Here is a 26722-nt window from a genome sequence, read left to right as displayed (position 1 = left end):
GGCGCAGGGGCTCAGGACGCCTCGGGGGCCTCGGACGTCTCGGACCCGTAGCGCGTACGGAGTTCGTGCAGTACCCCGAAGCCGGCCGCCGTCAGAGGCACGGCGAACAGCATGCCGAGGATTCCCGCGACGGACGCGCCCGCCGTGATGGCCAGCATCACCACCGCGGGATGCATCTGCACGGTGCGGCTCTGGATCATCGGCTGGAGCACGTGCCCTTCCAGGACCTGCACGGCGAGGACGACGCCGAGGGCCCACAGCGCGATGACGAACCCGCGGTCGGCGAGCGCGACCAGCACCGCCACCGCGCCGGAGATGAACGCGCCGAGGTAGGGGATGTACGCCCCCACCAGCACGAGCGCGCCGAGTCCCACCGCGCCCGGCACCCGCAGGATCAGCAGTCCGACGGTGATGCACACGGCGTCGATGAGCGCGATGAGGGTCGTCCCGCGCATGAATCCCTCGACGGCCTGGAAGGCACGGCGGGCCATGGCCTCGACGACGTCGGCGGTACCCCGCGGCGCGAGCGACCTGAGCGTTCCGGCCACCCGGTGCGAGTCCCGCAGGAAGAAGAAGACGAGCAACAGGGCGAGTACGGCCACGGCGATGGTCTCGCCGACGACGCTGACCCCGCTGATGACGTTGGACGCGGCCGTGCCGCCGAACTTGGTCAGCAGTTCCTTGGAGTTGGACGCGAGGTCCTCCAGCGAGGTCCCGGCCGCGCCGAAGTGCTCGGCGAGGGACTTCCCGGCCTGCTTCAGCGAGGCGACGATCTGGTCGCCCGTGTCGATGAGCGCGGCGACGACGATGTAGACGGCGCCGCCGACGATCAGGACCACCGCGACGCAGGTGAGTCCGGCGGCCAGCGACCGGTTGACCCGCATCCGCAGCAGCCGCCGGTACAGCGGGCCGAGCAGCGCGGTGCCCAGCAGGGCGAGCAGCACCGGGGTGACCGCCGTACGGAACTCCCCGCACAGCTGGATCCCGACCCACCCGACGCCGGCGACGAGCAGGATCACGGCACACCAGGCGGCCAGCTTCCTGGCGCCTTCGGGGAGTAGCTGCACGGTGCCAGCCGATCACGCACCGGCCACGGCGTCGCCCCGGGACGTCCGAAAGGGGGAGGGCGGCAAGGGCTCGCCGCCCTTGCCGCCCTCGCGTCGTCCGCCGCTCGGCCGCCGCCGCTCCCGCCGTCCCGGAGCGTGCCCCGGACATCCCGTCCCGGAGCGTGCCCCGGACGTCAGGCCTACAGCGTGCCGGACATCCCGTGCACCGCCGGGATGGTCCCCAGGCGGCCCTTCTGGAAGTCCTCGAAGGCCTGCTGGAGCTCCTCGCGGGTGTTCATCACGAAGGGGCCGTAGTGCGCCATGGGCTCACGGATCGGCTGCCCGCCGAGGAGGACGACCTCCAGGTCCGGCGTGTGGGCGTCCTGCTTCTCGTCGGCGCGCACGGTGAGCGAGCCGCCGGCGCCGAACACCGCGGTCTGGCCCATGTGGACCGGGCGGCGCTCCGTGCCGACCGAGCCCCGTCCGGCGAGGACGTAGGCGAGACCGTTGAAGTCCTCGCGCCACGGGAGTGTGATCTCCGCGCCGGGCGCCAGGGTCGCGTGGACCATGGTGATCGGCGTGTGCGTGATGCCCGGACCCTGGTGACCGTCGAGCTCACCGGCGATGACGCGCAGCAGCGCGCCGCCGTCGGGGGTGCTCAGCAGCTGGACCGTGCCACCGCGGATGTCCTGGTACCGCGGCGCCATCATCTTGTCCTTGGCCGGGAGGTTCACCCACAGCTGGAGGCCGTGGAAGAGGCCGCCGGACATGACGAGGGACTCCGGCGGGGCCTCGATGTGCAGGAGGCCCGAGCCCGCGGTCATCCACTGGGTGTCGCCGTTGGTGATGGTGCCGCCGCCACCGTTGGAGTCCTGGTGGTCGAAGATCCCGTCGATGATGTAGGTCACGGTCTCGAAGCCGCGGTGGGGGTGCCAGGGGGTGCCCTTGGGCTCGCCCGGCGCGTACTCCACCTCGCCCATCTGGTCCATCATGATGAACGGGTCGAGGTGGCGGTAGTTGATCCCGGCGAACGCGCGGCGAACCGGGAAGCCCTCACCCTCGAAACCGCTGGGCGCCGTCGCCACGGTCAGCACGGGGCGGGACACGGCGTCGGCCGGCGCGGCCACACGGGGCAGGGTCAGCGGGTTCTCGACGGTCACTGCAGGCATGGTCGGTACCTCCTTGTGGTTCGAGGTTAGTTGATTGTTGAACTTTCTGCCACCCCTAACGAACGACGCCCGGAGGGCATTCCCTCCGGGCGTCCGCGTGGCGGCTCCTCGCGGAGCCGGTCCCTCTTCGGTTGTCGTGCGGCTATCCGTACATCCGGCGCATCGCGAAGTCGACCATCTGCTCGACGGCCTTGGCGTCGAAGACCATGCGGTGCTCGCCTTCCATGTCGAGCACGAAGCCGTAGCCGGTGGGGAGGAGGTCGATCACCTCGGCACCGGTGATCACGAAGTACTTGGACTCCTTGCCGGCGTAGCGGCGCAGTTCCTTGAGGGAGGTGAACATGGGGATGACCGGCTGCTGGGTGTTGTGCAGCGCCAGGAATCCGGGGTTGTCACCGCGCGGGCAGTACACCTTCGACGTCGCGAAGACCTGCTGGAAGTCCTCCGCGGCCATCGAGCCCGTGGTGAAGGCGCGGACCGCGTCCGCGAGCGACGGCGGGGACGGCTCCGGGTAGAGCGGCGGCTGCTGGCCGTACCCGCCGGGCATCTGGCCGCCCGGCGTCTGTCCGGGGATGTTCCCCTGGGGCTGGGCATACCCCTGCTGGGCTCCCGCGTTCTGGTCATAGCCGTACATGCGTCAAAGAGTAGTGGGCCACATATGGACCATCAGGGGTTGATTCTTATTACTGACGGGTAGCATCATCGTAGCTACTTGTTGGTACGTGAACTAGCTGCGAGGAGTCAGTGCCTCGCCGATCCCTTACGGAGCCGTCGCCATGGGGCACTACAAGTCGAATCTCCGCGACATCGAGTTCAACCTCTTCGAGGTGCTCGGGCGCGACAAGCTGTACGGCGCCGGCCCGTTCGGGGAGATGGACACCGACACCGCCAAGAGCATCCTCGAGGAGCTGACCCGCCTCTCGGAGAACGAGCTGGCCGAGTCCTTCGCCGACGCCGACCGCAACCCGCCGGTCTTCGACCCGGAGACCAACACGGCGCCCGTGCCCGCGTCCTTCAAGAAGAGCTACAAGGCCTTCATGGACTCCGAGTACTGGCGTCTCGGCCTGCCCGAGGAGATCGGCGGCACCACCGCCCCGCCGTCCCTCATCTGGGCCTACGCGGAGCTGATCCTCGGCGCCAACCCGGCCGTGTGGATGTACTCCTCCGGCCCGGCCTTCGCCCGCATCCTCTTCGAGGAGGGCACCGAGGAGCAGAAGAAGTGGGCCCAGATCGCGGTCGACAAGACCTGGGGCTCCACCATGGTGCTCACCGAGCCCGACGCCGGTTCGGACGTCGGCGCCGGCCGCACCAAGGCGATCCAGCAGGAGGACGGCTCCTGGCACATCGAGGGCGTGAAGCGCTTCATCACGTCCGGTGAGCACGACATGGAGGAGAACATCCTCCACTACGTCCTCGCCCGCCCCGAGGGCGCCGGCCCCGGCACCAAGGGCCTGTCCCTCTTCCTCGTCCCGAAGTACCTCTTCGACTTCGAGACCGGCGAGCTGGGCGAGCGCAACGGCGCGTACGCGACGAACGTCGAGCACAAGATGGGCCTCAAGGCCTCCAACACGTGCGAGATGACCTTCGGCGACCGCCACCCCGCCAAGGGCTGGCTGATCGGCGAGAAGCACGACGGCATCCGCCAGATGTTCCGCATCATCGAGTTCGCCCGCATGATGGTCGGCACGAAGGCGATCTCCACCCTCTCCACCGGCTACCTGAACGCCCTGGAGTACGCCAAGGAGCGCGTCCAGGGCCAGGACCTCGCCAACTTCATGGACAAGGCCGCCCCCAAGGTCACCATCACGCACCACCCGGACGTGCGCCGCTCGCTGATGACGCAGAAGGCGTACGCGGAGGGCATGCGCGCCCTGGTGCTGCACACGGCGGCCGTCCAGGACGAGATCATGCTCAAGGAGGCCGCGGGCGAGGACACCGCCGCCCTGGAGGCCCTGAACGACCTGCTCCTGCCGATCGTCAAGGGTTACGGCTCCGAGAAGGGCTACGAGCAGCTCGCCCAGTCGCTGCAGACCTTCGGCGGCTCCGGCTTCCTGCAGGAGTACCCGATCGAGCAGTACATCCGCGACGCCAAGATCGACACCCTGTACGAGGGCACGACCGCGATCCAGGGCCAGGACTTCTTCTTCCGCAAGATCGTCCGCAACCAGGGCGCCGCGCTGAACTCGATCGCCGAGGACATCAAGTCGTTCCTCGCGCTCGGCACCGGCGGCGAGAACCTCTCCGCCGCCCGTGAGCAGCTCGCCAAGGCGGCCGTCGAGCTGGAGGCGATCGTCGGCCTGATGCTGACCGACCTCGCGGCCACCGAGCAGGACGTCAAGAACATCTACAAGGTGGGCCTGAACACGACCCGCCTGCTGCTCGCCTCCGGTGACGTCATCGTCGGCTACCTGCTGCTGCGCGGTGCCGCCGTCGCCGCCGAGAAGCTGGAGACCGCCTCCGCCAAGGACAAGCCCTTCTACACCGGCAAGATCGCGGCCGCGAAGTTCTTCGCCGCCAACGTCCTGCCCGGCGTGACCGGCGCGCGCAAGCTCGCCGAGGGCGTGGACCTGGACCTGATGGAGCTCGACGAGGCCGCGTTCTAGAGCCTGCGCGGAGCCGGGCGGACACCCAACCAGAACCTGTCCTTCCGGTCAGGTGTCCGCCTTTCACATCCCCCTTACGACGGCCCGTTCCCCATCGCCGGGAGCGGGCCGTCGTGCGTCGTTAAGGTGAACCCATGAGTACACCCGCCCGCTTCGACCGCGGCCACACCGACGACCTCATGTCCTTCCTGGCAGCCAGCCCGACGCCGTACCACGCGGTGGCGAACGCAGCCGAGCGTCTGGAGAAGGCCGGATTCCGCCAGGTCGCCGAGACCGACGCGTGGGACGGGACGAGCGGCGGGAAGTACGTACTGCGCGGAGGCGCCATCGTCGCCTGGTACGTGCCGGAGGGCGCCGAGCCCCACACCCCCTTCCGGATCGTGGGCGCACACACCGACTCCCCGAACCTGCGCGTGAAGCCGCAGCCCGACACCGGCGCGCACGGCTGGCGCCAGGTGGCCGTCGAGATCTACGGCGGCCCCCTGCTGAACTCCTGGCTGGACCGGGACCTCGGCCTCGCGGGCCGGCTCTCGCTGCGGGACGGCTCCACCCGCCTGGTGAACATCGACCGCCCCCTGCTCCGCGTACCCCAGCTCGCCATCCACCTGGACCGCTCTGTCACCGCCGACGGACTCAAGCTCGACAAGCAGCGCCACATGCAGCCCGTCTGGGGACTCGGCGAACCCCGCGAGGGCGACCTGATCGCCTTCCTGGAGGAGGAGTCCGGACTGCCGGCGGGCGAGGTCACCGGCTGGGACCTGATGACCCACTCCGTCGAACGCCCCGCCTACCTGGGCCGCGACAGAGAACTGCTGGCGGGCCCGCGCATGGACAACCTGCTGTCCGTGCACGCGGGCACCGCCGCCCTGACCGCGGTCGCCACGGCCGACTCGCGGCTCGACCACATCCCCGTCCTCGCGGCCTTCGACCACGAGGAGAACGGCTCACAGAGCGACACCGGCGCCGACGGACCGCTCCTGGGCAATGTGCTGGAACGCTCGGTGCTCGCGCGCGGCGGCTCCCTGGAGGACCGGGCACGCGCCTTCGCGGGCACCGTCTGTCTGTCCTCCGACACGGGCCACGCGGTCCACCCCAACTACGCGGAGCGGCACGACCCGACGCACCACCCCCGCGCCAACGGCGGCCCCATCCTCAAGGTGAACGTCAACAACCGCTACGCCACCGACGGTTCGGGCCGCGCCGTGTTCGCCGCCGCGTGCGAGAAGGCCGACGTGCGCTTCCAGACCTTCGTCTCCAACAACGCCATGCCCTGCGGCACCACCATCGGCCCCATCACCGCGGCACGGCACGGCATCAGGACCGTCGACATCGGCGTGGCCATCCTGTCCATGCACAGCGCCCGCGAACTCTGCGGCGCCGACGACCCGTTCCTCCTGGCCAACGCCCTGGTGGCCTTCCTGGAGGGCTAGTTCACCCACCCGTACCGCCACGACGAGCGATCGCCTCCGCATGGCCGGGCCCGAGCCGGGTACCCGGGTCGGGCCCGGGAAGACACCGTGTCTGCTCCGGGATGCCGAGCCAAGGAGGCGACACTCATGGGCCTGGGCGGATGCATCATCCTGATCGCCGCAGGAGCGATCCTCACGTTCGCGACCGACTGGAACATGAAGGGGGTCAACCTCGACCTCGTCGGCGTCATATTCATGATCGTCGGACTGATCGGGGTGGCGACCTTCAGCAGCATCGCCCGGCGCAGGCGCGTCGTGGTGCCGCCCACCACCCCGGTGGTGGAGGAGGAGCGCCACCACCCGGGCGGCTACAGCAACGGATACGGCGCCTGAGCACTCACGCGCCCGAGCACCCACACGGCCGGACGCCCCGGGCCGGCGACGGCCGGCCCGGGACCGCCCCTCACTCGTCCATGCCGGCGAGAACCAGCGGCAGCCGGTCCGTACCCGACGCGGTGAGCCGGACCGGCACACCCCAGTCCTGCTGGTGCACATGGCAGGCCGGGTACTCGTTGGCCGGGTCGTCGTCGCAGGACGCCGCCATCGCCGACACGTGCAGGACGCCCTCCGGCACCGCCGGATCGAGCTCCAGCACGCGCGAGAGGTCGGTCCCCGCGCCCTCGCCGCCCCGCAGCAGCCCGGGCGGCGTCGAGGAGACCAGCAGACGGGTCGACGGACCGTAGCGGGTGTCGAGCTTCTGACCGGCCGGAGCCTGGAAGATCACGTCCAGGCGCAGCTCACCCGGCGCGACCTCGGTGGCCGCCCGCCGAGTGTGGTGGGCGACCGCCTCGACCCGCACGGCCTCCTCGGGCAGCCGCAACCGCGTCAGCCGGTGGCGCGCCGACTCCACCACCACGATGTCGTCCCCGACGAGCACCGCGTCGCTCGGCTCCCGCACGTCCGTGGCGAGCGTGGTCACCTCACCCGTCGCCGGGTCGTAGCGACGCAGAGCGTGGTTGTACGTGTCGCTGACGGCCACCGAACCGTCGGGCAGCGCCGTCACCCCCAACGGGTGCTGCAGCAGCGCCTGTCCGGCCGGACCGTCACGGTGCCCGAAGTCGAAGAGCCCGGTCCCCACCGCGGTGTGCACCGTCCCGTCGAGGTCGACCCAGCGCAGCGCCGACGTCTCGGAGTCCGCGAGCCAGAGCCGGTCGGCGGTGGCGGCGAGCCCGGAGGGCTGCGCGAACCAGGCCTCCTCGGCCGGCCCGTCGACCAGCCCCTCGTTGGTCGTGCCCGCGGCGACGCCGACCGTGCCCCGCGCGGGGTCGTACGCCCACAGCTGGTGGACCCCGGCCATCGCGATCCACACCCGTCCGCCGAACACGGCCACGTCCCACGGCGACGACAGGTCCACCTCGCGCGCGGGCCCGGACGTCGGCGACCCCTGCCACCACTGGCGGCCGGTGCCCGCGAGCGTCGTGACCTCGCCGGAGGCCAGGTCCAGGCGGCGCAGGGCGTGGTTCACGGTGTCCGCGACGACGACCGTGCCGTCGTCGAGCAGGGCGAGACCCTGAGGCTCGCTGAAGCCGGCCTCCGCGGCCGTCCCGTCCACGAAGCCGCGCGCACCGGAGCCGATCCGCCGGATCACCGACTCCCCGTCCTCCGCCAGCTCCACGAGCTGGTGTCGGGTGGTGTCGCTGACCAGCAGGTTCCCGTTCGGCAGGGCGAGCGCCTTGCCGGGGAAGCGCAGCACGGTCGGCTCGGGCTCGGGCGCCACGTACGGCCCGTCACCGCGCCGCAGGGTCCCCTTGGCCTCGTGCTCGGTCTCCAGCTCCTCCACCAGCCGGGCGATGGCGTGCGCGTGCCCCTCCCCGGCGTGCTGGGCGACCACGTACCCCTCGGGGTCGATCACGACGAGCGTCGGCCACGCGCGCACGGCGTACTGCTTCCAGGTGTCGAGCTCGGGATCGTCCAGCACCGGGTGCTCGACCCCGTACCGCTCGACGGCGTCGACGACCGCCTGGTGCTCGGCCTCGTGCACGAACTTGGGCGAGTGCACCCCGATGATCACCACGGTGTCGCGGTGCTTCTCCTCCAGCTCCCGCAACTCGTCGAGGACGTGCAGGCAGTTGATGCAGCAAAACGTCCAAAAATCTACAACAACGCACTTACCGCGCAGCTCCGCGAGTGTCACGTCCTTTCCACCCGTGTTCAGCCAGCCGCCTTTACCGATCAGCTCAGGGGCACGGACACGGACGCGGCGGGTTGCGGGGGCCGGGGCGGAGTCGTTCATGGATCAAGGGTGCCACCACGCGCCGGCACTCAGCTCAGCGCGTGTCCCGTGGTCGCGTCCACATGGTCCGGGACCTCGTCGTGGCGGTCGCCGACGGTGAGGGTGCCGGTGGGCTCGAACATCAGGATCGAGGCGCCGTGCGGGGCGACCGGCTTGTGCTCCGTGCCGCGCGGCACGGTGAAGACGGAGCCCTTGGGCAGGACGACGGTCCGTTCGCCGGCCGCCTCCCGGAGCGCGATGGTCAGCTCGCCCTCCAGGACCAGGAAGAACTCGTCGGTGTGGTCGTGGACGTGCCAGACGTGCTCGCCCTCGACCTTGGCGATGCGTACGTCGTAGTCGTTGACGGCGGTGACGATGCGCGGGCTCCACAGGTCGCTGAAGGAGGCCAGGGCGCCGGACAGGGAGACGGGGTCGCTGCTCATGGACCCATCCTCGGCCTGGCCCGGCATCCGGACGAGTGCTAGAAATCGCATATGGCGCAACGATCCTCTCAACCCGGTCCGGCGGGAGGCGCACCGCTCGCCGACCGGGCCCCGTCCCCCGCCGTGCGGGGCGCGCACCGTGTCGTCCTCGTCGTCGACGAGAACTCGAACCCCTTCGAGATGAGCTGCGCGATCGAGGTGTTCGGGCTGCGCCGGCCGGAACTCGGGCGGGAGCTCTACGACTTCGGGCTCTGCGCCGCCGGGGAGCGGACCCGGATGCGCGACGGGTTCTTCACCCTCACCGGCGTGGACGGGCTGGAGGCGGCCGACGGGGCGGACACGCTGATCGTGCCGAACCGTCCGGACACCGGCACGCCGCGCTCCCCCGAGGTGCTGGACGCCGTTCGCCGGGCGCACGAGCGGGGGGCCAGGCTGATCGGGTTCTGCTCCGGTGCGTTCACCCTCGCGGAGGCCGGGCTGCTGGACGGGCGGCGGGCGGCCTGTCACTGGATGTGGGCGGATGCCTTCCGGGCGCGGTTCCCGCGGGTCCGTCTGGAGCCGGACGTCCTGTTCGTGGACGACGGGGACATTCTCACCGCGTCGGGCAGCGCGTCCGCGCTCGATCTCGGGCTGCATGTCGTACGGCGCGACCACGGCGCGGAGATCGCCAACGCCGTCTCGCGGCGGCTGGTCTTCGCCGCGCACCGTGACGGCGGACAGCGTCAGTTCGTGGAGCGGCCGCTGCCGGAGGTGCCCGACGAGTCCCTGGCCCCGCTGCTGGCCTGGGCGCAGGAACGGCTCGGTGAGCCGCTGACGGTCGCGGATCTGGCCGCGCGGGCGGCGGTGAGCCCGGCGACGCTGCACCGGCGTTTCCGTGCCCAGCTGGGCACCACCCCGCTGGCGTGGCTGACGGGTGAGCGGGTGGCACTCGCCTGCCGGCTCATCGAGCGCGGGGAGGAGCGCCTGGACGTGGTGGCGGACCGCAGCGGTCTGGGGTCCGCCGCGAACCTGCGGGCGCGGCTGCGCCGGGCGACGGGACTCAGCCCGTCGGCCTACCGGCGGCGTTTCGGACCGCCTGCCGGGGAAGCGGTGATGGCATGAGATTCCTCGTGCGCGACCGGCTCCTCGGCTTCGGCGACGACTACTGGATCGAGGACGACCGCGGCAACAAGGTCTTCCTCGTCGACGGCAAGGCCATGCGTCTGCGGGACACCTTCGAGCTGAAGGACACGCGCGGGCGCGTCCTGATCGACATCCACCAGAAGATGCTCGCCCTGCGCGACACGATGATCATCGAGCGGGACGGCGACCCGCTGGCGACCATCAAGCGCAAGCGTCTGTCCCTGCTCCGCAACCACTACCGGGTGTCGCTGGTCGACGGCACCGAACTCGACGTGAGCGGGAAGATCCTCGACCGTGAGTTCGCCATCGACTACGACAACGAACTCCTCGCGCAGATCTCCCGCCGTTGGCTCCACGTCCGTGAGACGTACGGGGTCGACGTCGTACGGGACGACACCGACCCGGCGTTGCTGATCGCGGTGGCGGTGTGCGTGATCCACCTGGCGGAGAAGGAGCGTGGCGAGGACTGAGGAGGAGCGCGCGGGGGCCGGGCGGACCGGTCGCGTCAGGCCTGTCGCCGGGGTGGGTCGAGCCCCAGCAGGCGGTCCTTCAGCGCGGGGAACTGCTCTCGCGTGTCCGCGACCTTGGCGGGGTCGAAGTCCACGGTGAGGACCTCCTCGCCGGCGCCGGCCTCGGCGAGGACCTCTCCCCACGGGTCGACCACGAGGGAGTGGCCGGCCTGGGCGACTCCGGCGTGCGTGCCGGCCGTTCCGCAGGCGAGGACGTAGGCCTGGTTCTCGACGGCGCGTGCCTGTGCGAGCAGTGTCCAGTGGGAGCGGCGCCGTTCGGGCCAGCCGGCCGGGAGCACGAGGGTCTGCGCGCCCGCGTCGACGAGTCCGCGGAAGAGTTCGGGGAAGCGGAGGTCGTAGCAGGTGGCGACGCCGACCACGGTCTCGGGCAGACGGACCGTCACGAGTTCCGATCCCGCTCCCATCAGCACGGCCTCGCCCTTGTCGAAGCCGAAGCGGTGGATCTTCCGGTACGAGGCGGCGAGTTCACCGGAGGGCGAGAAGACGAGGGACGTGTTGTAGAGGGGGCCTTCGGGGTCCCGCTCGGGGATGGAGCCGGCGTGCAGCCAGACGCCCGCGTCGCTCGCCGCCTTGGCCATCACCTCGTAGGTGGGTCCTTCCAGCGGTTCGGCCTCGGTCCGGAACCCCTCGTAGGCGAACGCGCCGGTCGTCCACAGTTCGGGCAGCACGACGAGGTCGGCTCCGGCTTGTTCTCGTACGAGAGACGCGACACGCTGTCGACGCGATTCGACCGATTCGGCATCGTTTACGTCGATCTGGAGGAGAGAGGCGCGCACACTACCACCGTCCTGGCATTCGAGCCGTCGATACGGGCCTACGATCGTCACACGAAAGCACTGCCGGGGTGCCTCACAGCAGCGTAACTTAGCGTCCCAAGACACCCGCTGCCTGTGCACTGCCCGCGTCCAACCGCCCGAGGGGTCCCGTTCCGTGAGTCTGCATCCCAGCCTTCAGTCCTACGCCGACGCCTGGACCCACTCCATCGAAGCGATATCAGAGCTGGTGCAGCCGCTCGTGGAGGGCGAGTGGAACCGGCGGACGCCCTGCCCGGGCTGGTCCGTGCGCGACATCGTGTCGCATGTCATCGGGCTGGACTGCGAGATGCTCGGCGACCCTCGGCCGATCCACACGCTCCCCCGTGACCTGTACCACGTGACGAACGAGCACCAGCGGTACATGGAGATGCAGGTCGACGTGCGGCGCCACCACACCGCGCCGGAGATGACGTCCGAGCTGGAGTACACGATCATCCGCCGCAACCGGCAGCTGCGGAACGAGACCAGGCAGCCCGACAGCAAGGTGCGCGGCCCCCTCGGCACCGAGATCACCCTCGAACAGGCCATGCGGAACCGCGCGTTCGACGTGTGGGTGCACGAGCAGGACCTGCGTACGGCGCTGGGCCGGCCGGGCAACCTCGACTCCCCGGGCGCGTCCATCGTCCGTGACCAGCTCCTCGCGGCACTGCCGAAGATCGTCGCGAAGGACGCCGGTGCTCCCGCGAACTCCGCGGTGGTCTTCGACGTCCACGGTCCCGTCGAGTTCCTGCGCACGGTCCGCGTCGACGCCGACGGCCGCGGCACGATAGACGGTGCCCCCTCCCTCGGCCCCGCCGCCTCGCTCTCCCTGGACTGGGAGACGTTCGTCCGGCTGGCCTGCGGCCGTGTTCACCCCGACGCCGTCGCCGACCGCATCAAGACCGAGGGCGACCCGGATCTGTCGGCGGCCATCCTGCGGAACTTCGCGGTCACCCCGTAGGCGGCCCCGCCCGTCCGGCCGGGGCTGTCCCCGGCCGGGGCAGGACGTCCCGACCGCGTCTAGGCCGGCACGTGCACCGTCTCCACCCGGCTGGCGACCAGCCGTTCCCGTTCGCGCCGGGCCACCCGCCCGCGGAGCCGGAAGATCTGGCTCAGTCCGACGGCCTGGAGGACGAACACGGCGGCGAAGGCCACGCGGTAGTTGTCGCCGGTCGCGTCGAGCAGTACGCCGATGGCCAGCAGGGTCGTCATGGAGGCGACGAAGCCTCCCATGTTGGTGATGCCGGATGCGGTGCCCTGCCGCTCGGGCGGGTTGGCGGGCCGGGCGAAGTCGAAGCCGATCATCGAGGCCGGGCCGCAGGCCCCCAGTACGGTGCACAGCACGATGAGCACCCACATCGGCGCCCGGTCCCCTGGGTAGGCGAGCGTGCCGGCCCAGACGACCGCGGTCGCGGCCACCGTGCCGAGTGCCAGCGGCAGCCGTGCCGAGTGGTGCCGGGCGACGATCTGCCCGTACACGAGGCCGACCACCATGTTGGAGAGCACGACGAGGGTCAGCAGTTCGCCGGCCCTCGCGCGCGAGAGTCCCTGTGCCTCGACGAGGAACGGCAGGCCCCACAGCAGCAGGAACACCATCGCCGGGAACTGTGTCGTGAAGTGCACCCACATCCCGAGCCGGGTGCCGGGTTCCCGCCAGGACGCGGCGATCTGCCGGCGCACGTACGCGGCGCCCTGGTGCGGGAAGGGCTCCGGGTCGTGGCCCTCGGGGTGGTCCTTCAGGAACAGCAGCAGGAGCACCAGCACGACGACTCCGGCGAGCGCGCTGCCCGCGAACGCGGCCGTCCAGCCGACCCCGTGCAGCAGCCGTGCGATGACGAGGGTCGAGACGAGGTTGCCGGCCATGCCGACCAGGCCGGCGAGCTGCGCGACCAGCGGGCCGCGGCGGGCGGGGAACCAGCGGGTGCCGAGCCGCAGCACGCTGATGAAGGTCATCGCGTCGCCGCAGCCGAGCAGCGCGCGCGAGGCGAGGGCCGTGCCGTAGGAGGGGGAGAAGGCGAAGCCCAGCTGTCCCGCGGTGAACAGCAGGACGCCGATGGTCAGCACCTTCTTGGTGCCGAGCCGGTCGACCAGCAGGCCGACGGGTATCTGCATGCCCGCGTACACGAGGAGCTGGAGGATCGAGAAGGTGGACAGCGCCGAGGCGTTGACGTGGAAGCGGTCCGCCGCGTCGAGGCCCGCCACTCCCAGTGAGGTCCGGAAGATGACGGCGACGAAGTAGACGGCGACACCGATGCCCCAGACGGCGATGGCGCGCCGCCCGCCGGGCGGGTCGCCGGGAAGGGTCGCGGTGCTCATCGGACCTCGCCCCGCGCCAGGTTGGAGAACCAGCTGACGTGCCGGTGGATGATGTCGACGACGGCCTCGGCGTCACCGGAGCGCAGCGCCTCGAGGATCTCCTCGTGCTCGGTGAGCGTCTTGGTGATCCGGTCGGGGTGGGCGTGCATCACGGCGACTCCCATCCTCAACTGCCGGTCGCGGAGCTGGTCGTAGAGCCGGGAGAGGATCTCGTTGCCGCCGCTGCGGACGATCTCGGCGTGGAAGCAGCGGTCGGTGACGGCGGCGCCCGCCAGGTCTCCGGCGGCGGCCTGCTCCTTCTGCCGTTCGAGGAGTTCCTCCAGCCGGGCGATGAGCCGCGGCGGGGCCGGGAGGACCTTGCGTGCAGCGTGCTCCTCGACGAGCTGCCGGGTCTCGACGACGTCCGCGATCTCCTGGGCGGAGACGGGCAGGACGAGTGCGCCCTTCTTCGGGTAGAGCTTGATGAGCCCTTCGACCTCCAGGCGCAGCAGGGCCTCGCGCACGGGTGTGCGGGAGACGCCCACGGCCTCGGCGAGCTCGCCCTCGGTGAGCAGCGTGCCGCCCTCGTAACGGCGTTCCAGGACGGCCTGCTTGACGTGTGCGTAGACACGGTCGGCGGCGGGCGGCTGTTTCACGGGCTGCTTCACGTCCTGCTGCGCCCGCTCGGCGGGCCGGTCGGCGGAGTCGTGCACGTGCGGATCGGCGGGCGCGGGCGGGGCTGAAGGCATGCGCACATCATAGATACAACACGTACGCATGCTGTCGGACGTTTCAACATGCGGACCCCGGGACCCTCTCGTGTAACCCAGGTCACACAACTCCCACCCCATCGCCGTACATCCCTTTGCGCGCCTCACGAGTCCGTACGTAAGACGGCACTCTCATGTGCCGACCTCCCAGGGGCATTTCGCGCATTCGGAGCGTTCATTTTGATTACCGGCATTAAGGGCACGCGTTTCCGCAGGGCCGCCGCTGTGACCGTCACGACCGGCGCCGTCCTGGCGGCCGGAGCCTTCGGCGCGGCACCCGCGGGCGCCGTGACCACGCCCACGATCGCCGCCAAGGGCGGCTACGTGATGAACAACGGCACGGGCACGACCCTCTACACCAAGGCCGCGGACACCAGGCGTTCCACCGGCTCCACCACCAAGATCATGACGGCCAAGGTGGTGCTGGCCCAGTCGAACCTGAACCTCGACGCCAAGGTCACGATCCAGAAGGCGTACAGCGACTACATCGTCGCCAACAACGCCTCCCAGGCCCACCTGATCGTCGGTGACAAGGTCACCGTCCGTCAGCTCCTGTACGGGCTGATGCTGCCCTCCGGCTGCGACGCCGCGTACGCCCTCGCCGACAAGTTCGGCACCGGCACGACCCGCGCCGCCCGCGTGAAGTCGTTCATCGGCAAGATGAACTCGAGCGCGCGCAGCCTCGGCCTGACGAACACGCACTTCGACTCGTTCGACGGCATCGGCCACGGCTCCAACTACTCGACGCCGCGCGACCTGACGAAGCTCGCCAGCAGCGCGATGAAGAACTCCACGTTCAAGACGATCGTGAAGACGCAGAACACCCGGCAGAAGGCCACCACCAAGAGCGGCGGCTACCGCTACTACGACTGGGAGAACACCAACAAGCCCCTGCTGACGGGCTACAGCGGCACCATCGGCGTCAAGACCGGCTCCGGCCCCGAGGCCAAGTACTGCCTGGTCTTCGCCGCCACCCGCAACGGCAAGACGGTCATCGGCACGGTGCTCGCCTCCACCTCGATCACCGCCCGCACCTCGGACGCCAAGAAGCTGCTCACCTACGGCTTCGCCAAGTAGGCCCGCACACGCGCGAGAAGGGGCCCGCCGCGGCACGCGGCGGGCCCCTTCGCCGTTCCCGGCCGGACGCTCCCGGTCAGGCCGTTCCCGGTCAGCCGTGCATGAGCGGCGAGCCGTAGAGATCCTTGGTGATCGCGCCCTTGCCGTCACCCTCGATGTCGTAGACGACGGTCGAGTCCGAGGACCAGTACAGGTCCTTGTTGTACGTCACCGACGGCACGGTGCAGGTGCTCGCGGGACCGGGCTCACCGGGGCCCGAGTAGTTGCTGTTGAACAGGGACGTCCAGTCGCACGTCTTCGACGAGACGACGGTGTCGCTGCCGCCCGAGTCGGAGCGCGACTCGACCCGCGTGGTGATCTTGAACGAGGTGAACCTCTTGCCGTTGTCGATCACCTGGTCGTCGACGATGTTCCAGGTGACGTTGCTCGACGCGGTCACCTTCCCCGAGGTGACGTCGGCACAGTTCTCTATGTAGTACGTCGTCTCGGGCTTCTGGCCCGGGAAGATGATGTCGAACTGGTGGGTGAACGCGTCCGAGCAGCTGCTCACGGCGGCCGCCGGCGAGGCGAAGGCGATGCCGCCGGCGAGCGCGCCGCCCACGAGCGCGAACGTGGCGAGAGACTTTCCGACCGTCAAGGGAATTCCTTTCGAGAAGGGCCCACGTCCGTAAGAGTGGGCCCGCCGCAGCATTTCCGCGTCGGCGGGCACATACGGGATGACGGTTCGGTGCCGGGATCATCAAAACCCGGCCGGGCGCGCGGAGTTCGGCACGTCCGCAGCCCTTCCCCCGCTTTTCCCCCCGCCCTGCGCCGGATGGTTGGTCGTACCGCCCGACGGAGGTGATCTTAGGCAGCCGAAGATCGGGAAATGTAGGGGAATTCGCAGCTTGGCTCATTTACGCCAAAGGGGCGCCCCTCTCCGTGGAGAGGGGCGCCCCTTCAGGCGTTCCGGGTCACGCCCAGCTGATCAGCCGCTTCGGCTGCTCCAGGATCGCCGCCACATCGGCGAGCACCTTGGAGCCCAGCTCGCCGTCGACCAGGCGGTGGTCGAAGGAGAGCGCCAGCGTGGTGACCTGGCGGGGCTTGACCTTGCCCTTGTGCACCCAGGGCTGGAGCTTGATCGCACCGACCGCGAGGATCGCGGACTCGCCGGGGTTGAGGATCGGCGTACCCGTGTCGACCCCGAAGACACCGACGTTCGTGATGGTGACGGTGCCGCCCTGCATCGCGGCGGGCGACGTCTTGCCCTCACGCGCCGTGGACACCAGCTCCGCCAGCGACTCGGCCAGCTGGGGCAGCGTCTTGCCGTGCGCGTCCTTGATGTTCGGGACGATCAGTCCGCGGGGCGTGGCGGCGGCGATGCCCAGGTTCACGTAGTGCTTCTGGACGATCTCCTGGTTGGCCTCGTCCCAGGATGCGTTGACCTCGGGGTTGCGCTTGATCGCGACCAACAGGGCCCGGGCGATGAGCAGCAGCGGGTTCACCCGCAGCCCCTGCATGCCGTAGACCTCGGGGGACTGCTTGATCTCCTCGACGAGCTTCATCGTGCGCGTCACGTCGACCGTCACGAACTCGGTGACGTGCGGCGCGGTGAACGCCGAGCCGACCATCGCGGCGGCCGTGGCCTTGCGGACGCCCTTGACCGGGATACGGGTCTCGCGCGCCGCGTCGTAGGCGACGGCCGGCGCGGGCGTCTGGGCCGGGACGGGAGCCGGGGCCTCCGTCACGACGGGCGCCGGAGCGGGGGCCGGAGCCACCGCCGCGTGCACGTCCTCACGCGTGATGATGCCGTCCGGACCCGACGGGGTGACCGTCGCCAGGTCGACGCCGAGGTCCTTGGCGAGCTTGCGGACCGGAGGCTTGGCCAGCGGGCGCTCCTTGGCGGCCTGGCCGTGGCCGTTGAGCTCGCCCTGGATCGCCGTGGCCGCATGGAACTCGGCCTGCTGGACCGGGACTTCGGTGCCCTTGCGGGGGCGGCGCTTGGTGGAGGACTCGGCGACGCCGTACCCGACGAGGACCGGCTTGCGGCCCTCGGACTTGGGTTCCTCGGCGACGGGAGCCTCCGCGGCGGCCTCGGGGGCCGCGACCGGTGCGGGAGCCTCCGCGGCACCGCCGGACACGTCCACCGCGATGATCACCTGGCCCACGTCCACCGTCACCCCCTCGGGGAAGCGGAGTTCGCGGACCACACCGTCGAACGGGATGGGCAGCTCCACGGCGGCCTTGGCGGTCTCGACCTCGCAGACGACCTGGCCGTCCGTGACGGTGTCACCGACCTGGACGTACCACTTGAGGATCTCCGCCTCGGTGAGCCCCTCGCCCACGTCGGGCATCTTGAACTCGCGGAGCCCCGACGCGTTCTCAGTCATCGTCGTCACGACCCTCTCCTCAGTACGCCAGCGAGCGGTCGACGGCGTCGAGCACCCGGTCCAGGCCCGGAAGGTACTCCTCCTCCAGGCGCGCCGGCGGGTAGGGGGCGTGATAGCCGCCGACCCGCAGGACGGGTGCCTCCAGGTGGTAGAAGCACCGCTCGGTGATCCGGGCGGCGATCTCCGCGCCCGTACCGAGGAAGACCGGGGCCTCGTGCACCACGACCAGGCGGCGGGTCTTCTCGACCGAGGCCTGGACGGAGTCGAAGTCGATGGGGGACATCGAGCGCAGGTCCAGGACCTCGATCGACTTGCCTTCCTCCTCGGCCGCCGCGGCGGCCTCCAGGCAGACCTTCACCATCGGTCCGTACGCGGCGAGGGTCAGGTCGGCGCCCTCGCGCACCACGCGCGCCTTGTGCAGCGGGCCGGGGATCGCGTCGGTGTTGACCTCGGCCTTGTCCCAGTAGCGCCGCTTCGGCTCGAAGAAGATCACCGGGTCGTCGCTCTGGATGGCCTGCTGCATCATCCAGTAGGCGTCGCTCGCGTTCGACGGGGAGACCACCTTCAGGCCCGCCACGTGCGCGAAGAGCGCCTCGGGGGACTCGGAGTGGTGCTCGACGGCACCGATGCCGCCGCCGTACGGGATACGGATCACGACGGGGAGCTTGATCTTGCCGAGCGCCCGCGCGTGCATCTTGGCGAGCTGCGTGACGATCTGGTCGTACGCCGGGAAGACGAAGCCGTCGAACTGGATCTCCACGACCGGGCGGTAGCCGCGCAGGGCCAGGCCGATCGCGGTGCCGACGATGCCGGACTCGGCGAGCGGGGTGTCGATGACCCGCTCCTCGCCGAAGTCCTTCTGCAGACCGTCGGTCACCCGGAAGACACCGCCGAGCTTGCCGACGTCCTCGCCCATGATGAGGACCTTGGGGTCGGCGTCGAGGGCCGTGCGCAGCGATTCGTTGATCGCCTTGGCCAGCGCCATCTTTTCCGCAGCCATCGTTACTTGCCCTCCCCTGCGTCCGCGAACGACGCCTGGTAGGCGGCGAACTGGGCTCGCTCCTCGTCGACGAGCGCGTGCCCGTCCGCGTACACGTTCTCGAAGATGGCGAAGTGGTCCGGGTCAGGCATGGCCCGTACGACTTCGCGTACTCGCTTGCCCAACGCTTCGCTCTCGGCCTCGAGTTCCGCGAAGAACGCCTCGTCCGCGTGGTTCGAGGCCTCCAGGTAGGTACGCAGGCGCAGGATCGGGTCCTTCGCCTCCCACGCCTCGCGCTCCTCGTCGGCCCGGTACTTCGTCGGGTCGTCGGAGGTCGTGTGCGCGCCCATGCGGTACGTGTACGCCTCGACGAGGGTGGGGCCCTCGCCGCGGCGGGCGCGCTCCAGCGCCCACTTGGTGACCGCGAGGCAGGCCAGCACGTCGTTGCCGTCGACGCGGACGCCGGGGAAGCCGAAGCCCTGCGCGCGCTGGTAGAGCGGCACGCGGGTCTGCTTCTCGGTCGGCTCGGAGATAGCCCACTGGTTGTTCTGGCAGAAGAACACGACGGGGGCGTTGTAGACCGCGGAGAACGTGAAGGACTCGGCGACGTCGCCCTGGCTGGAGGCGCCGTCACCGAAGTACGCGATCACGGCCGAGTCCGCGCCGTCCTTGGCGACGCCCATGGCGTAGCCGGTGGCGTGCAGCGTCTGCGAGCCGATGACGATCGTGTACAGGTGGAAGTTGTTGCTGTTCGGGTCCCAGCCGCCGTTGTTCACACCCCGGAACATGCCGAGCAGGTTGGTCGGGTCGACCCCGCGGCACCAGGCGACGCCGTGCTCGCGGTAGGTCGGGAAGACGTAGTCGTCCTCACGGGTGGCCCGCCCGGAACCGATCTGGGCGGCCTCCTGGCCGAGCAGCGAGGCCCACAGGCCCAGCTCGCCCTGGCGCTGGAGGGAGGTGGCCTCGGCGTCGAAGCGGCGGGTCAGCACCATGTCCCGGTACAGGCCGCGCAGGTCCTCGGGGGTGATGTCGGCGACGTACGGGTCGTACGTGGCGTCCTTGACCCGCTTGCCCTCCGGGGTCAGCAGCTGAACGAGCTCGGGCCCGGCGCCCGTCGTGCCGGGCGACTTCTTGGCGGCCGCGCCGGTGCGCTTGCTCGCGGCGGTCTTCCTGCCGGTCGCGCCGGCGCTCTTCGTACCGGTCGTACCGGTGCTCGCGGCGCTCTTCGTACCGGCGCTGCTTCGCGGCTTGCGCGCGGCAGTGCTCTCCACGGTCACGTGTGCTCCTCCGTCGGTCCGGCCCCCGGGGTTGCCGGGTGGCTGGGGATCCCCCTTGCCCTTTTCCGAGCTCGGGGGAGCGGCTCGCCTGTTCCGGTTCCCGTGCACGGGGTGGGTGCCACTCGGCCGGGAACAGGCGTGACAGGTGCCCCGGCGAGCGCCCTGCAACAGCCACGTTACCCAGTGCTTCACAATTCTGTGAAACCCCTCCTGACCTGCGATTTTTGTAGGAATTCCAAGTACTTTCAAACTTGGAATTCCTACTACATCAAGTCGTGGGGAACACCTGCTGGTCACAGCACTGGTCACAGGCCTTGCAAGGGGCCGGAACACGGGCACGTTATCCCGGCCACCCCGGGGACGGGAAGAGTTCACTTGGGGCAATGCCCATGACCATGTGTGACACTGACACCGTGCATGAAACCGGGAAAATCACCGTATTTCTCCTCGACGACCATGAGGTCGTCCGGCGTGGCGTCCATGAGCTGCTGTCGGTCGAGGAGGACATCGAAGTGGTCGGCGAGGCCGGTACCGCGGCCGACGCGCTGGTGCGGATTCCGGCCACCCGCCCGGACGTCGCCGTCCTGGACGTACGCCTGCCGGACGGCAGCGGTGTGGAGGTCTGCCGCGAGATCCGGTCCCGGGACGAGGACATCAAGTGCCTGATGCTGACCTCGTTCGCCGACGACGAGGCCCTGTTCGACGCGATCATGGCCGGGGCCTCGGGATACGTCCTGAAGGACATCCGCGGCGACGAGCTCCTCTCCGCCGTGCGCGACGTCGCGGCCGGGAAGTCCCTGCTCGACCCGGCGGCCACGGCCCGCGTCATGGCACGGCTGCGTGACGGCGGCACCAAGGACGACGGCAAGCTCGCTCAGCTCACCGATCAGGAGCGCAAGATTCTCGATCTGATCGGCGAGGGACTCACCAACCGCGCCATCGGCGAACGGCTCCACCTCGCCGAGAAGACGATCAAGAACTATGTGTCGAGCCTGCTGGCCAAGCTGGGCATGGAGCGGCGCTCGCAGGCCGCCGCCTACGTGGCCCGCAAGCAGGCGGAGCGGCAGCACAGCCGCTGAGCGCGGACCTGGCCGGCTCGCGCCGCCGGTCGCCCGTTCGGGACTTATGGCCCCCACACGAGGGGCGGGCGCCTCTTTTTTCCCCGCCCGCGGGTGCCGGAGATTGGGGGGCATGCCCACCGACGAACGGCGCGCCGACACGAGGTATGCCGACGACCAGCCCGCCGGAGAGCCTTCCGCCGCCACGCGGTCCCGCATCGAGCGGTCCCCCGCCGGACAGTCCCCCGCCGACCGCCTCGCCGTGCATCTGATCGGCAGCGCCGAGTACGGCCGTGTGGCCACCAGCAGGCGCGCGCTGCCGCTCCTCGCGCTCGCCCGCCACATCGTGTCGGACGGGCGCGTCCTGCTGCGCATGTCCCGCAGCTTCGGCCATCCGGACGCCTGCGCCGGCAGCGTCGTCGCGTACGGCACCGACAACGTGGGCTCCGCGCTGCCCGGCGAGGCCCTGTGGTCCGTGCAGATCGTGGGGCAGTGCGAGCCGGTCGAGCCGACCGCGACCCAGCTGGAGCTCTTCGGGCCGGTGCCGCCCCTCGCCGACGGCGCACCGTACGAGCCGGTCTACCTGGGCATCGAGCCGCAGCTCTGCACCGTCCACTCGACGGACGGTGGCCTGGAACGGCAGTTCCGGCACGTCCTGTGACCCTCACGTGATCGAACACGACTGTGTGTGACAAGCGCGAGGTCAGAGCCCTTGCTCGTGCCCTACCATCTGGCGCGTGCCGGGCTCATCCGTACCACCCCTCGTGTCTCACGCGCCCCCCTTGGGCGCCCTCCTCCGCCAGTACTCCGCCGGTTCCGCGCTGACCTGCGACCCCGTCGACCAGGGGCTGCTGAACCGCGGCTACCGGCTGTGCACCACCCGGGGCCGGTACTTCCTGAAACATCACTTCGACCCGGAGACCGCCGACCCCGCCGCGATCGTCCGCCAGCACCGGGCTACCCAGCGCCTGGCCGACCTGGGCGTCCCGGTCGCCCCGCCGCTGGCCGGCACCGACGGGCGCACGGTCGCCGTGGTCGGGGGCCACGCGTACGCCCTGCACCCGTGGATCGACGGCGGGCACCGGCACGGCGGCCAGCTCAGCACCGAGCAGTGCACACGCCTGGGGGCGCTCCTGGGCGTCGTACACGCGGGTCTGGAGCGGGTGATGCCGGCCCAGGGGCGCACGCCCGCGAGACGGGCGGCCTGCGCCGATCCCGCCGACACCTTCGCGCTCATCGACCGGCTCCTCGCCATGGTGCGACGCCATCGCCCCGCCGACGCCTTCGACGAGCTCGCCCGGCACCGGCTCCTGGAGAGGCGCGCCCTGCTGGAACAGCACGCCGACCGCCGTCCCTCGCACGGCGGTTCGGTCGGCTGGGTGCACGGCGACTTCCACCCCTTCAACCTGCTCTACCGCGACGGGGAACCGGCCGCGATCGTCGACTGGGACCGGCTGGGCGTCCAGCCCCGCGCCGAGGAGGCGGTACGCGCCGCGGTGATCTTCTTCGTACGGCCCATCGGTTCGCTCGACCTGACGAAAGTGCGGGCCTACGCGCGCGCGTACCGGCGCGCCGCGGACACCGGCCCCGCCGAACTCGCCGCCGCCGTGCACCGCGTGTGGTGGGAGCGCCTCAACGACTTCTGGATGCTGCGCTGGCACTACGAGCGCGGGGACACCCGTGCCGACCCGCAGTTCCCGGCGGCCTCGGCCCTGGTGATGTGGTGGACACGGGAGTACGAGTCCGTGTGCGAGGCGTTCGCGGGATGACCGGCCGTCCAGGACGCCCCGCACCCGTACGCGCGCGTGCCACCCCGGCAACACAACGCGCGCGTGCCGCCCGTTTCCGGGCCGCACGCGCGCGTGGACGGTCTTCTCGCCCCGGGGCGGTCAGCCCCGGACGGTCACGGTCAGGGACCCACCCCGTCGGTGGCCCCGGTGCCGCCCTCCGTCGGGTCGACGGTCTCCGTCGGGTCCTCCGTCGGCGTCGTCGGGTCCTCCGTCGGCTCCTCGGTGGTCGGCGTCGTCTTGGTCGGCTCGTCCGTCGGCTCGTCCGTCGGCTGGGCGGTGTCGCTCGCGGAGGGCGTGTACGACGGTGTGTAGTCGGTGCCGCCGCCGGTGGTCGACGAGTCCTCGGTGGACGTGTCCGTCTCCTCGTCGGTGGCCTCGTCGCTCGGCGCCTCGCTCGACCGGTCGTCCGTGCGGGAGTGCGTGGCGCTCGGCGACTTCGTGGTGTCCGTGCCTCCGCCCGCCTCGCCGCCGGTCTTGTTCAGGGCGAGCGCGACACCCGCCGCGATCGCGATCACCGCGAGGACCGCGAGCATCCACAGCTTGCCGCGGCCGCCGCCGCGGTTGCCGTGCCCCTCGAAACCACCGTCGTCCCCGCCGCCGTAGGGCGGGATGATCGGCGCGGGGATCTGCGTGGTGCCCGACTCCCCGGGATGCGGCAGCGCCGTCGTGCCGGCGAAACCGGAGGCCGGGGTGTGCAGACCCTCGTGCATGGTGACGGGGCCGGTGTTCCAGGTGCCGGTGTGCCCGCCCTGGTCGTAGAGCATCTGGAGGGCGTACTGGACGAGCCCGCGCATCTCCTCGGCCGTCTGGAACCGGTCGTCCGGCTCCTTGGCGAGTGAGCGCATGACCAGCCCGTCGAGCTCCGGCGGTGCCGCGTCCGAGGCCTCGGACGGGGGCACCGGAATGTCCTGGACGTGCTGGTAGACCACCGACAGCGGCGTCTCGCCGGTGAACGGGGGCCGCAGCGCGAGGAGTTCGTACAGGAGGCAGCCGGTCGCGTACAGGTCGGAACGGTGGTCGACGGCCTTGCCGAGCGCCTGCTCCGGGGAGAGGTACTGCGGGGTGCCCATGACCATGCCGGTCTGGGTCATCGTCGACTGCGCGCCGTGCAGGGCGCGGGCGATGCCGAAGTCCATCACCTTCACCGCACCGGTGTTGGTGATGATGACGTTCGCCGGCTTGATGTCGCGGTGCACGATGCCGTGCTGGTGCGAGTAGGCGAGCGCCTCCAGGACCCCGGAGACGATGATCAGCGCCTGCTCGGGGCCGGGGGCCTCGGCGTTGATCAGCAGATCCCGGATCGTCCGGCCCTCGACGATCTCCATCACGATGTACGGGACGACACCGTGGCCGACCACGTCCTCGCCGGAGTCGTACACCGCCACGACCGCATGGTGGTTGAGCCCGGCGACCGACTGGGCCTCACGCGTGAAGCGGGCCTTGGACACCGGGTCCTCGGCCAGGTCGGAGCGGAGCAGCTTGACCGCGACGGTGCGTCCGAGGCGCACGTCCTCGGCCGCGAACACCTCGGCCATGCCGCCCCGGCCGAGTCTGCGGGTCAGCCGATATCGGCCGTCGCCGACCAGCCCGCCGTTACCCCACATCTCCGGCGCATCTGACATACCGCCGCCAGTCGCCTCGGGGTCGGACGGGCCCTGAGCGCGCTGCTGCTGTGCCATCGGTCCTCGCCGTCGTTTCTGCCCGCGGTCTGCGCGGTGGTTGTTACGGTCTCCGTCGGGCCACGCTACAGGCTCTGCGCAAGGCGCCGGTCCGGGATGAAAGTGAGATGGACCGGCCATCAAACCCGGCGCGGGTCCACGCGTGCAAATTCTGTGTACCGGGCGTACGCCGGCTGTAACGCTTCCGCGACGCTTCTTTCGCAGACGGTCACGGAACGGGCACCGAACTTGACGTGTCGGTGCCCTGGGGCAGACTTGGCCGGGAATAAGCCAATCGATCACCGAAGACCGGTCGCATCGCAGCAGTCGCGCCGGACAATCGATCACGGACCGCGGGAGCAACCAGCCGCTGCCGCCGCGCCGATGGGGGACGCAGAACATGAGCCAGGACGGCGCACAGGGCCGGTACGCGGGGCGTGCGGTCGCCGGCGGCCGCTACCAGCTGCGCGATCTGCTCGGCGAGGGCGGCATGGCCTCGGTGCACCTCGCGTACGACTCGGTGCTCGACCGACAGGTCGCGATCAAGACCCTGCACACCGAGCTCGGTCGCGAACAGGCGTTCCGCGAGCGGTTCCGGCGCGAGGCCCAGTCGGTGGCCAAGCTCACGCACACCAACATCGTCTCGGTCTTCGACACCGGCGAGGACGACCTCGACGGCATGACCACCCCGTACATCGTCATGGAGTACATCGAGGGCAAGCCGCTCGGCTCGGTCCTCGACTCGGACATCCAGCAGTACGGGGCGATGCCCGCCGACAAGGCCCTGAAGATCACCGCGGACGTGCTGGCCGCGCTGGAGATCAGCCACGAGATGGGCCTGGTCCACCGCGACATCAAGCCGGGCAACGTCATGATGACGAAGCGCAACGTCGTCAAGGTGATGGACTTCGGCATCGCCCGCGCCATGCAGTCCGGCGTCACCTCGATGACCCAGACCGGCATGGTCGTCGGCACCCCGCAGTACCTCTCCCCGGAGCAGGCGCTCGGCCGCGGCGTGGACGCCCGGTCGGACCTGTACTCCGTCGGCATCATGCTGTTCCAACTGGTCACCGGACGCCTGCCGTTCGAGGCGGACTCGCCGCTGGCCATCGCCTACGCGCACGTCCAGGAGGAGCCGGTCGCGCCCTCCTCGGTCAATCGCTCGCTGCCCCCGGCGGTGGACGCGCTGGTCGCCCGCGCCCTGAAGAAGAACCCGAACGAGCGCTTCCCCAGCGCCGAGTCGATGCGCGACGAGTGCCTGCGCGTGGCCCAGTCGTTCCACGCCGTCGCGCCGAGCATCGTGCCGGGTGCCCAGACGTCGAGCGGCGCGGGCGTCGGCTCCGCCGTCTTCCCGCCCGTCGACCAGGGCACCCCGGCTCCGGGCCCCGTGCAGACGCCGTACCAGCCCGGCCCGTACGGCACGCCGACCCCCGCGCCGACGCCGTCCCCCGCGTACGGCTATCCGCAGCAGGGCGGTTACCAGTCGCCCCCGCAGACCTCCGCCTACTCCCCGCAGCAGGGCACGTCGACGCCCCCGCCGTACAACCTGTCGCCCCAGACCTCGTCGCCCGCCTCGGGCGGCTCCGGCCGCAAGAGCAACCGCGGCATCGTCATCGGGTCGATCGTGGTGGCTCTCGTCGCGATCGGCGGCCTGATCACGGCGATCGCGATGAACGGCGGCAGCGACGACAACAACAAGGGCGGCGGTGACGCCAGCAAGTCGCCGACCGTGGTGGCGGGGCACAAGGGTCCGGACACGTCGAAGACGATCGACACGGAGAAGTGCACCGACCCCCAGGAGGCCTACGACGACCCGGACAAGATCCAGGTCCCGGACTTCCAGTACAAGAACCTGAAGTCGGTGAAGTCCTGCTTCCAGGCGGCCGGCTGGCAGATGAAGGTGACCCGCGTCGACGAGAACACCTACGGCGAGGACACGATCATGGATCAGTTCCCCTCCGCCGACACGGACGTCGACCCGAAGAACATGCCCGAGATCGAGCTCAAGGTCTCCTCGGGCGACCCGGCCTGACCCCGGCGACGCCCCGCACGACCACGGCA

The 26722-nt window shown here is 70.4% G+C and carries 24 protein-coding genes; 11 read left to right on the top strand and 13 right to left on the bottom strand.

The features are described 5' to 3' along the window. Positions 1-11: 11 nt before the first annotated feature. The 3 genes from BKI49_RS19310 to BKI49_RS19300 form a co-directional block, all read right to left on the bottom strand. On the bottom strand, positions 12-1067 hold the full coding sequence (locus BKI49_RS19310; protein WP_095935517.1) for an AI-2E family transporter: 1056 nt from the start codon (positions 1065-1067) through the stop codon (positions 12-14). Positions 1068-1246: 179 nt separating this feature from the next. Then, positions 1247-2215 (bottom strand): pirin family protein, encoded by a 969-nt coding sequence (locus BKI49_RS19305; protein ID WP_095935516.1) that lies wholly within the window; start codon positions 2213-2215, stop codon positions 1247-1249. Positions 2216-2357: 142 nt separating this feature from the next. Further along, positions 2358-2849 carry an SseB family protein gene (locus tag BKI49_RS19300; protein ID WP_095935515.1) on the bottom strand — a complete coding sequence of 164 codons (492 nt, stop codon included), beginning with the start codon at positions 2847-2849 and terminating at the stop codon, positions 2358-2360. 142 nt (positions 2850-2991) lie between these two features. Here BKI49_RS19300 and BKI49_RS19295 point away from each other — a divergent pair, with 142 nt between their 5' ends. From BKI49_RS19295 to BKI49_RS19285, 3 genes are all read left to right on the top strand, one after another. Next, positions 2992-4818: an acyl-CoA dehydrogenase gene (locus BKI49_RS19295; protein WP_095935514.1), complete on the top strand. Its 1827-nt coding sequence runs from the start codon at positions 2992-2994 to the stop codon at positions 4816-4818. 134 nt (positions 4819-4952) lie between these two features. Continuing rightward, complete coding sequence (locus BKI49_RS19290; RefSeq protein WP_095935513.1) at positions 4953-6248, top strand: M18 family aminopeptidase; 1296 nt, start codon at positions 4953-4955, stop codon at positions 6246-6248. 126 nt (positions 6249-6374) lie between these two features. Then, positions 6375-6620 carry a DUF6458 family protein gene (locus BKI49_RS19285; protein WP_028799315.1) on the top strand — a complete coding sequence of 82 codons (246 nt, stop codon included), beginning with the start codon at positions 6375-6377 and terminating at the stop codon, positions 6618-6620. A 70-nt stretch (positions 6621-6690) separates the two neighbouring features. On the opposite strand, the gene BKI49_RS19280 is transcribed toward BKI49_RS19285, so the two are convergent. Both BKI49_RS19280 and BKI49_RS19275 read right to left on the bottom strand, forming a co-directional pair. Continuing rightward, positions 6691-8520 carry an NHL domain-containing thioredoxin family protein gene (locus tag BKI49_RS19280; RefSeq protein WP_095935512.1) on the bottom strand — a complete coding sequence of 610 codons (1830 nt, stop codon included), beginning with the start codon at positions 8518-8520 and terminating at the stop codon, positions 6691-6693. A 29-nt stretch (positions 8521-8549) separates the two neighbouring features. Further along, a complete protein-coding gene (locus BKI49_RS19275) occupies positions 8550-8942 on the bottom strand; it encodes a cupin domain-containing protein (protein ID WP_095935511.1) in 393 nt (130 codons plus the stop codon). A 51-nt stretch (positions 8943-8993) separates the two neighbouring features. Here BKI49_RS19275 and BKI49_RS19270 point away from each other — a divergent pair, with 51 nt between their 5' ends. Both BKI49_RS19270 and BKI49_RS19265 read left to right on the top strand, forming a co-directional pair. Further along, the gene (locus tag BKI49_RS19270; protein WP_257004866.1) at positions 8994-10043 is read left to right on the top strand and encodes a GlxA family transcriptional regulator; all 1050 of its coding nucleotides are present in this window, start codon (positions 8994-8996) and stop codon (positions 10041-10043) included. Beyond that, the gene (locus BKI49_RS19265) at positions 10040-10534 is read left to right on the top strand and encodes an LURP-one-related/scramblase family protein (RefSeq protein WP_095935509.1); all 495 of its coding nucleotides are present in this window, start codon (positions 10040-10042) and stop codon (positions 10532-10534) included. Before BKI49_RS19270 ends, BKI49_RS19265 begins: the two co-directional genes overlap by 4 nt. Positions 10535-10569: 35 nt before the next feature. Here BKI49_RS19265 and BKI49_RS19260 read toward each other — a convergent pair whose 3' ends face one another. Further along, complete coding sequence (locus BKI49_RS19260) at positions 10570-11370, bottom strand: carbon-nitrogen family hydrolase (protein ID WP_095935508.1); 801 nt, start codon at positions 11368-11370, stop codon at positions 10570-10572. 154 nt (positions 11371-11524) lie between these two features. Here BKI49_RS19260 and BKI49_RS19255 point away from each other — a divergent pair, with 154 nt between their 5' ends. Continuing rightward, entirely contained in the window at positions 11525-12349 is an 825-nt protein-coding gene (locus BKI49_RS19255) for a maleylpyruvate isomerase family mycothiol-dependent enzyme (RefSeq protein ID WP_095935507.1), read from the top strand. A 59-nt stretch (positions 12350-12408) separates the two neighbouring features. Here the strand turns inward: BKI49_RS19255 and BKI49_RS19250 are convergent, their stop codons facing one another. Then, positions 12409-13704 (bottom strand): MFS transporter, encoded by a 1296-nt coding sequence (locus BKI49_RS19250; RefSeq protein ID WP_095935506.1) that lies wholly within the window; start codon positions 13702-13704, stop codon positions 12409-12411. Then, positions 13701-14432 carry a GntR family transcriptional regulator gene (locus BKI49_RS19245; protein WP_373557564.1) on the bottom strand — a complete coding sequence of 244 codons (732 nt, stop codon included), beginning with the start codon at positions 14430-14432 and terminating at the stop codon, positions 13701-13703. The genes BKI49_RS19250 and BKI49_RS19245 overlap by 4 nt, the downstream gene beginning before the upstream one ends. A 201-nt stretch (positions 14433-14633) precedes the next feature. On the opposite strand from BKI49_RS19245, the gene BKI49_RS19240 reads away from it, so the two are divergent. Then, positions 14634-15530, top strand: a complete 897-nt coding sequence (locus tag BKI49_RS19240) for a D-alanyl-D-alanine carboxypeptidase family protein (RefSeq protein ID WP_095935505.1) — start codon at positions 14634-14636, stop codon at positions 15528-15530. 91 nt (positions 15531-15621) lie between these two features. Here BKI49_RS19240 and BKI49_RS19235 read toward each other — a convergent pair whose 3' ends face one another. From BKI49_RS19235 to pdhA, 4 genes are all read right to left on the bottom strand, one after another. Next, positions 15622-16167 carry a hypothetical protein gene (locus tag BKI49_RS19235; RefSeq protein WP_095935504.1) on the bottom strand — a complete coding sequence of 182 codons (546 nt, stop codon included), beginning with the start codon at positions 16165-16167 and terminating at the stop codon, positions 15622-15624. Positions 16168-16483: 316 nt separating this feature from the next. Next, the gene (locus BKI49_RS19230; RefSeq protein ID WP_095935503.1) at positions 16484-17908 is read right to left on the bottom strand and encodes a dihydrolipoamide acetyltransferase family protein; all 1425 of its coding nucleotides are present in this window, start codon (positions 17906-17908) and stop codon (positions 16484-16486) included. Between the two features lie 10 nt (positions 17909-17918). Then, complete coding sequence (locus BKI49_RS19225) at positions 17919-18899, bottom strand: alpha-ketoacid dehydrogenase subunit beta (RefSeq protein WP_095935502.1); 981 nt, start codon at positions 18897-18899, stop codon at positions 17919-17921. A 2-nt stretch (positions 18900-18901) separates the two neighbouring features. Next, entirely contained in the window at positions 18902-20155 is a 1254-nt protein-coding gene (gene pdhA, locus BKI49_RS19220; RefSeq protein WP_095935501.1) for a pyruvate dehydrogenase (acetyl-transferring) E1 component subunit alpha, read from the bottom strand. Positions 20156-20568: 413 nt separating this feature from the next. Here pdhA and BKI49_RS19215 point away from each other — a divergent pair, with 413 nt between their 5' ends. From BKI49_RS19215 to BKI49_RS19205, 3 genes are all read left to right on the top strand, one after another. Then, positions 20569-21234, top strand: coding sequence for a response regulator (locus tag BKI49_RS19215; protein ID WP_095935787.1), 666 nt, complete (start codon positions 20569-20571; stop codon positions 21232-21234). A 112-nt stretch (positions 21235-21346) separates the two neighbouring features. Further along, a complete protein-coding gene (locus BKI49_RS19210) occupies positions 21347-21874 on the top strand; it encodes a pyridoxamine 5'-phosphate oxidase family protein (protein WP_095935500.1) in 528 nt (175 codons plus the stop codon). A 103-nt stretch (positions 21875-21977) separates the two neighbouring features. Further along, positions 21978-22982 (top strand): phosphotransferase, encoded by a 1005-nt coding sequence (locus BKI49_RS19205; RefSeq protein WP_095935499.1) that lies wholly within the window; start codon positions 21978-21980, stop codon positions 22980-22982. Between the two features lie 140 nt (positions 22983-23122). On the opposite strand, the gene BKI49_RS19200 is transcribed toward BKI49_RS19205, so the two are convergent. After that, positions 23123-24682, bottom strand: coding sequence for a protein kinase domain-containing protein (locus BKI49_RS19200; protein ID WP_095935498.1), 1560 nt, complete (start codon positions 24680-24682; stop codon positions 23123-23125). Positions 24683-25061: 379 nt separating this feature from the next. On the opposite strand from BKI49_RS19200, the gene BKI49_RS19195 reads away from it, so the two are divergent. After that, positions 25062-26693, top strand: a complete 1632-nt coding sequence (locus BKI49_RS19195; protein WP_095935497.1) for a protein kinase domain-containing protein — start codon at positions 25062-25064, stop codon at positions 26691-26693. Positions 26694-26722: the final 29 nt, after the last annotated feature.

The sequence above is a fragment of the Streptomyces sp. Tue6028 genome (genome assembly GCF_002300165.1).
Classification (GTDB): Bacteria; Actinomycetota; Actinomycetes; order Streptomycetales; family Streptomycetaceae; genus Streptomyces; species Streptomyces siamensis.
Note: the sequence above shows the minus strand (reverse complement) of the source record. Positions and strands in the feature narration are given on the sequence as shown.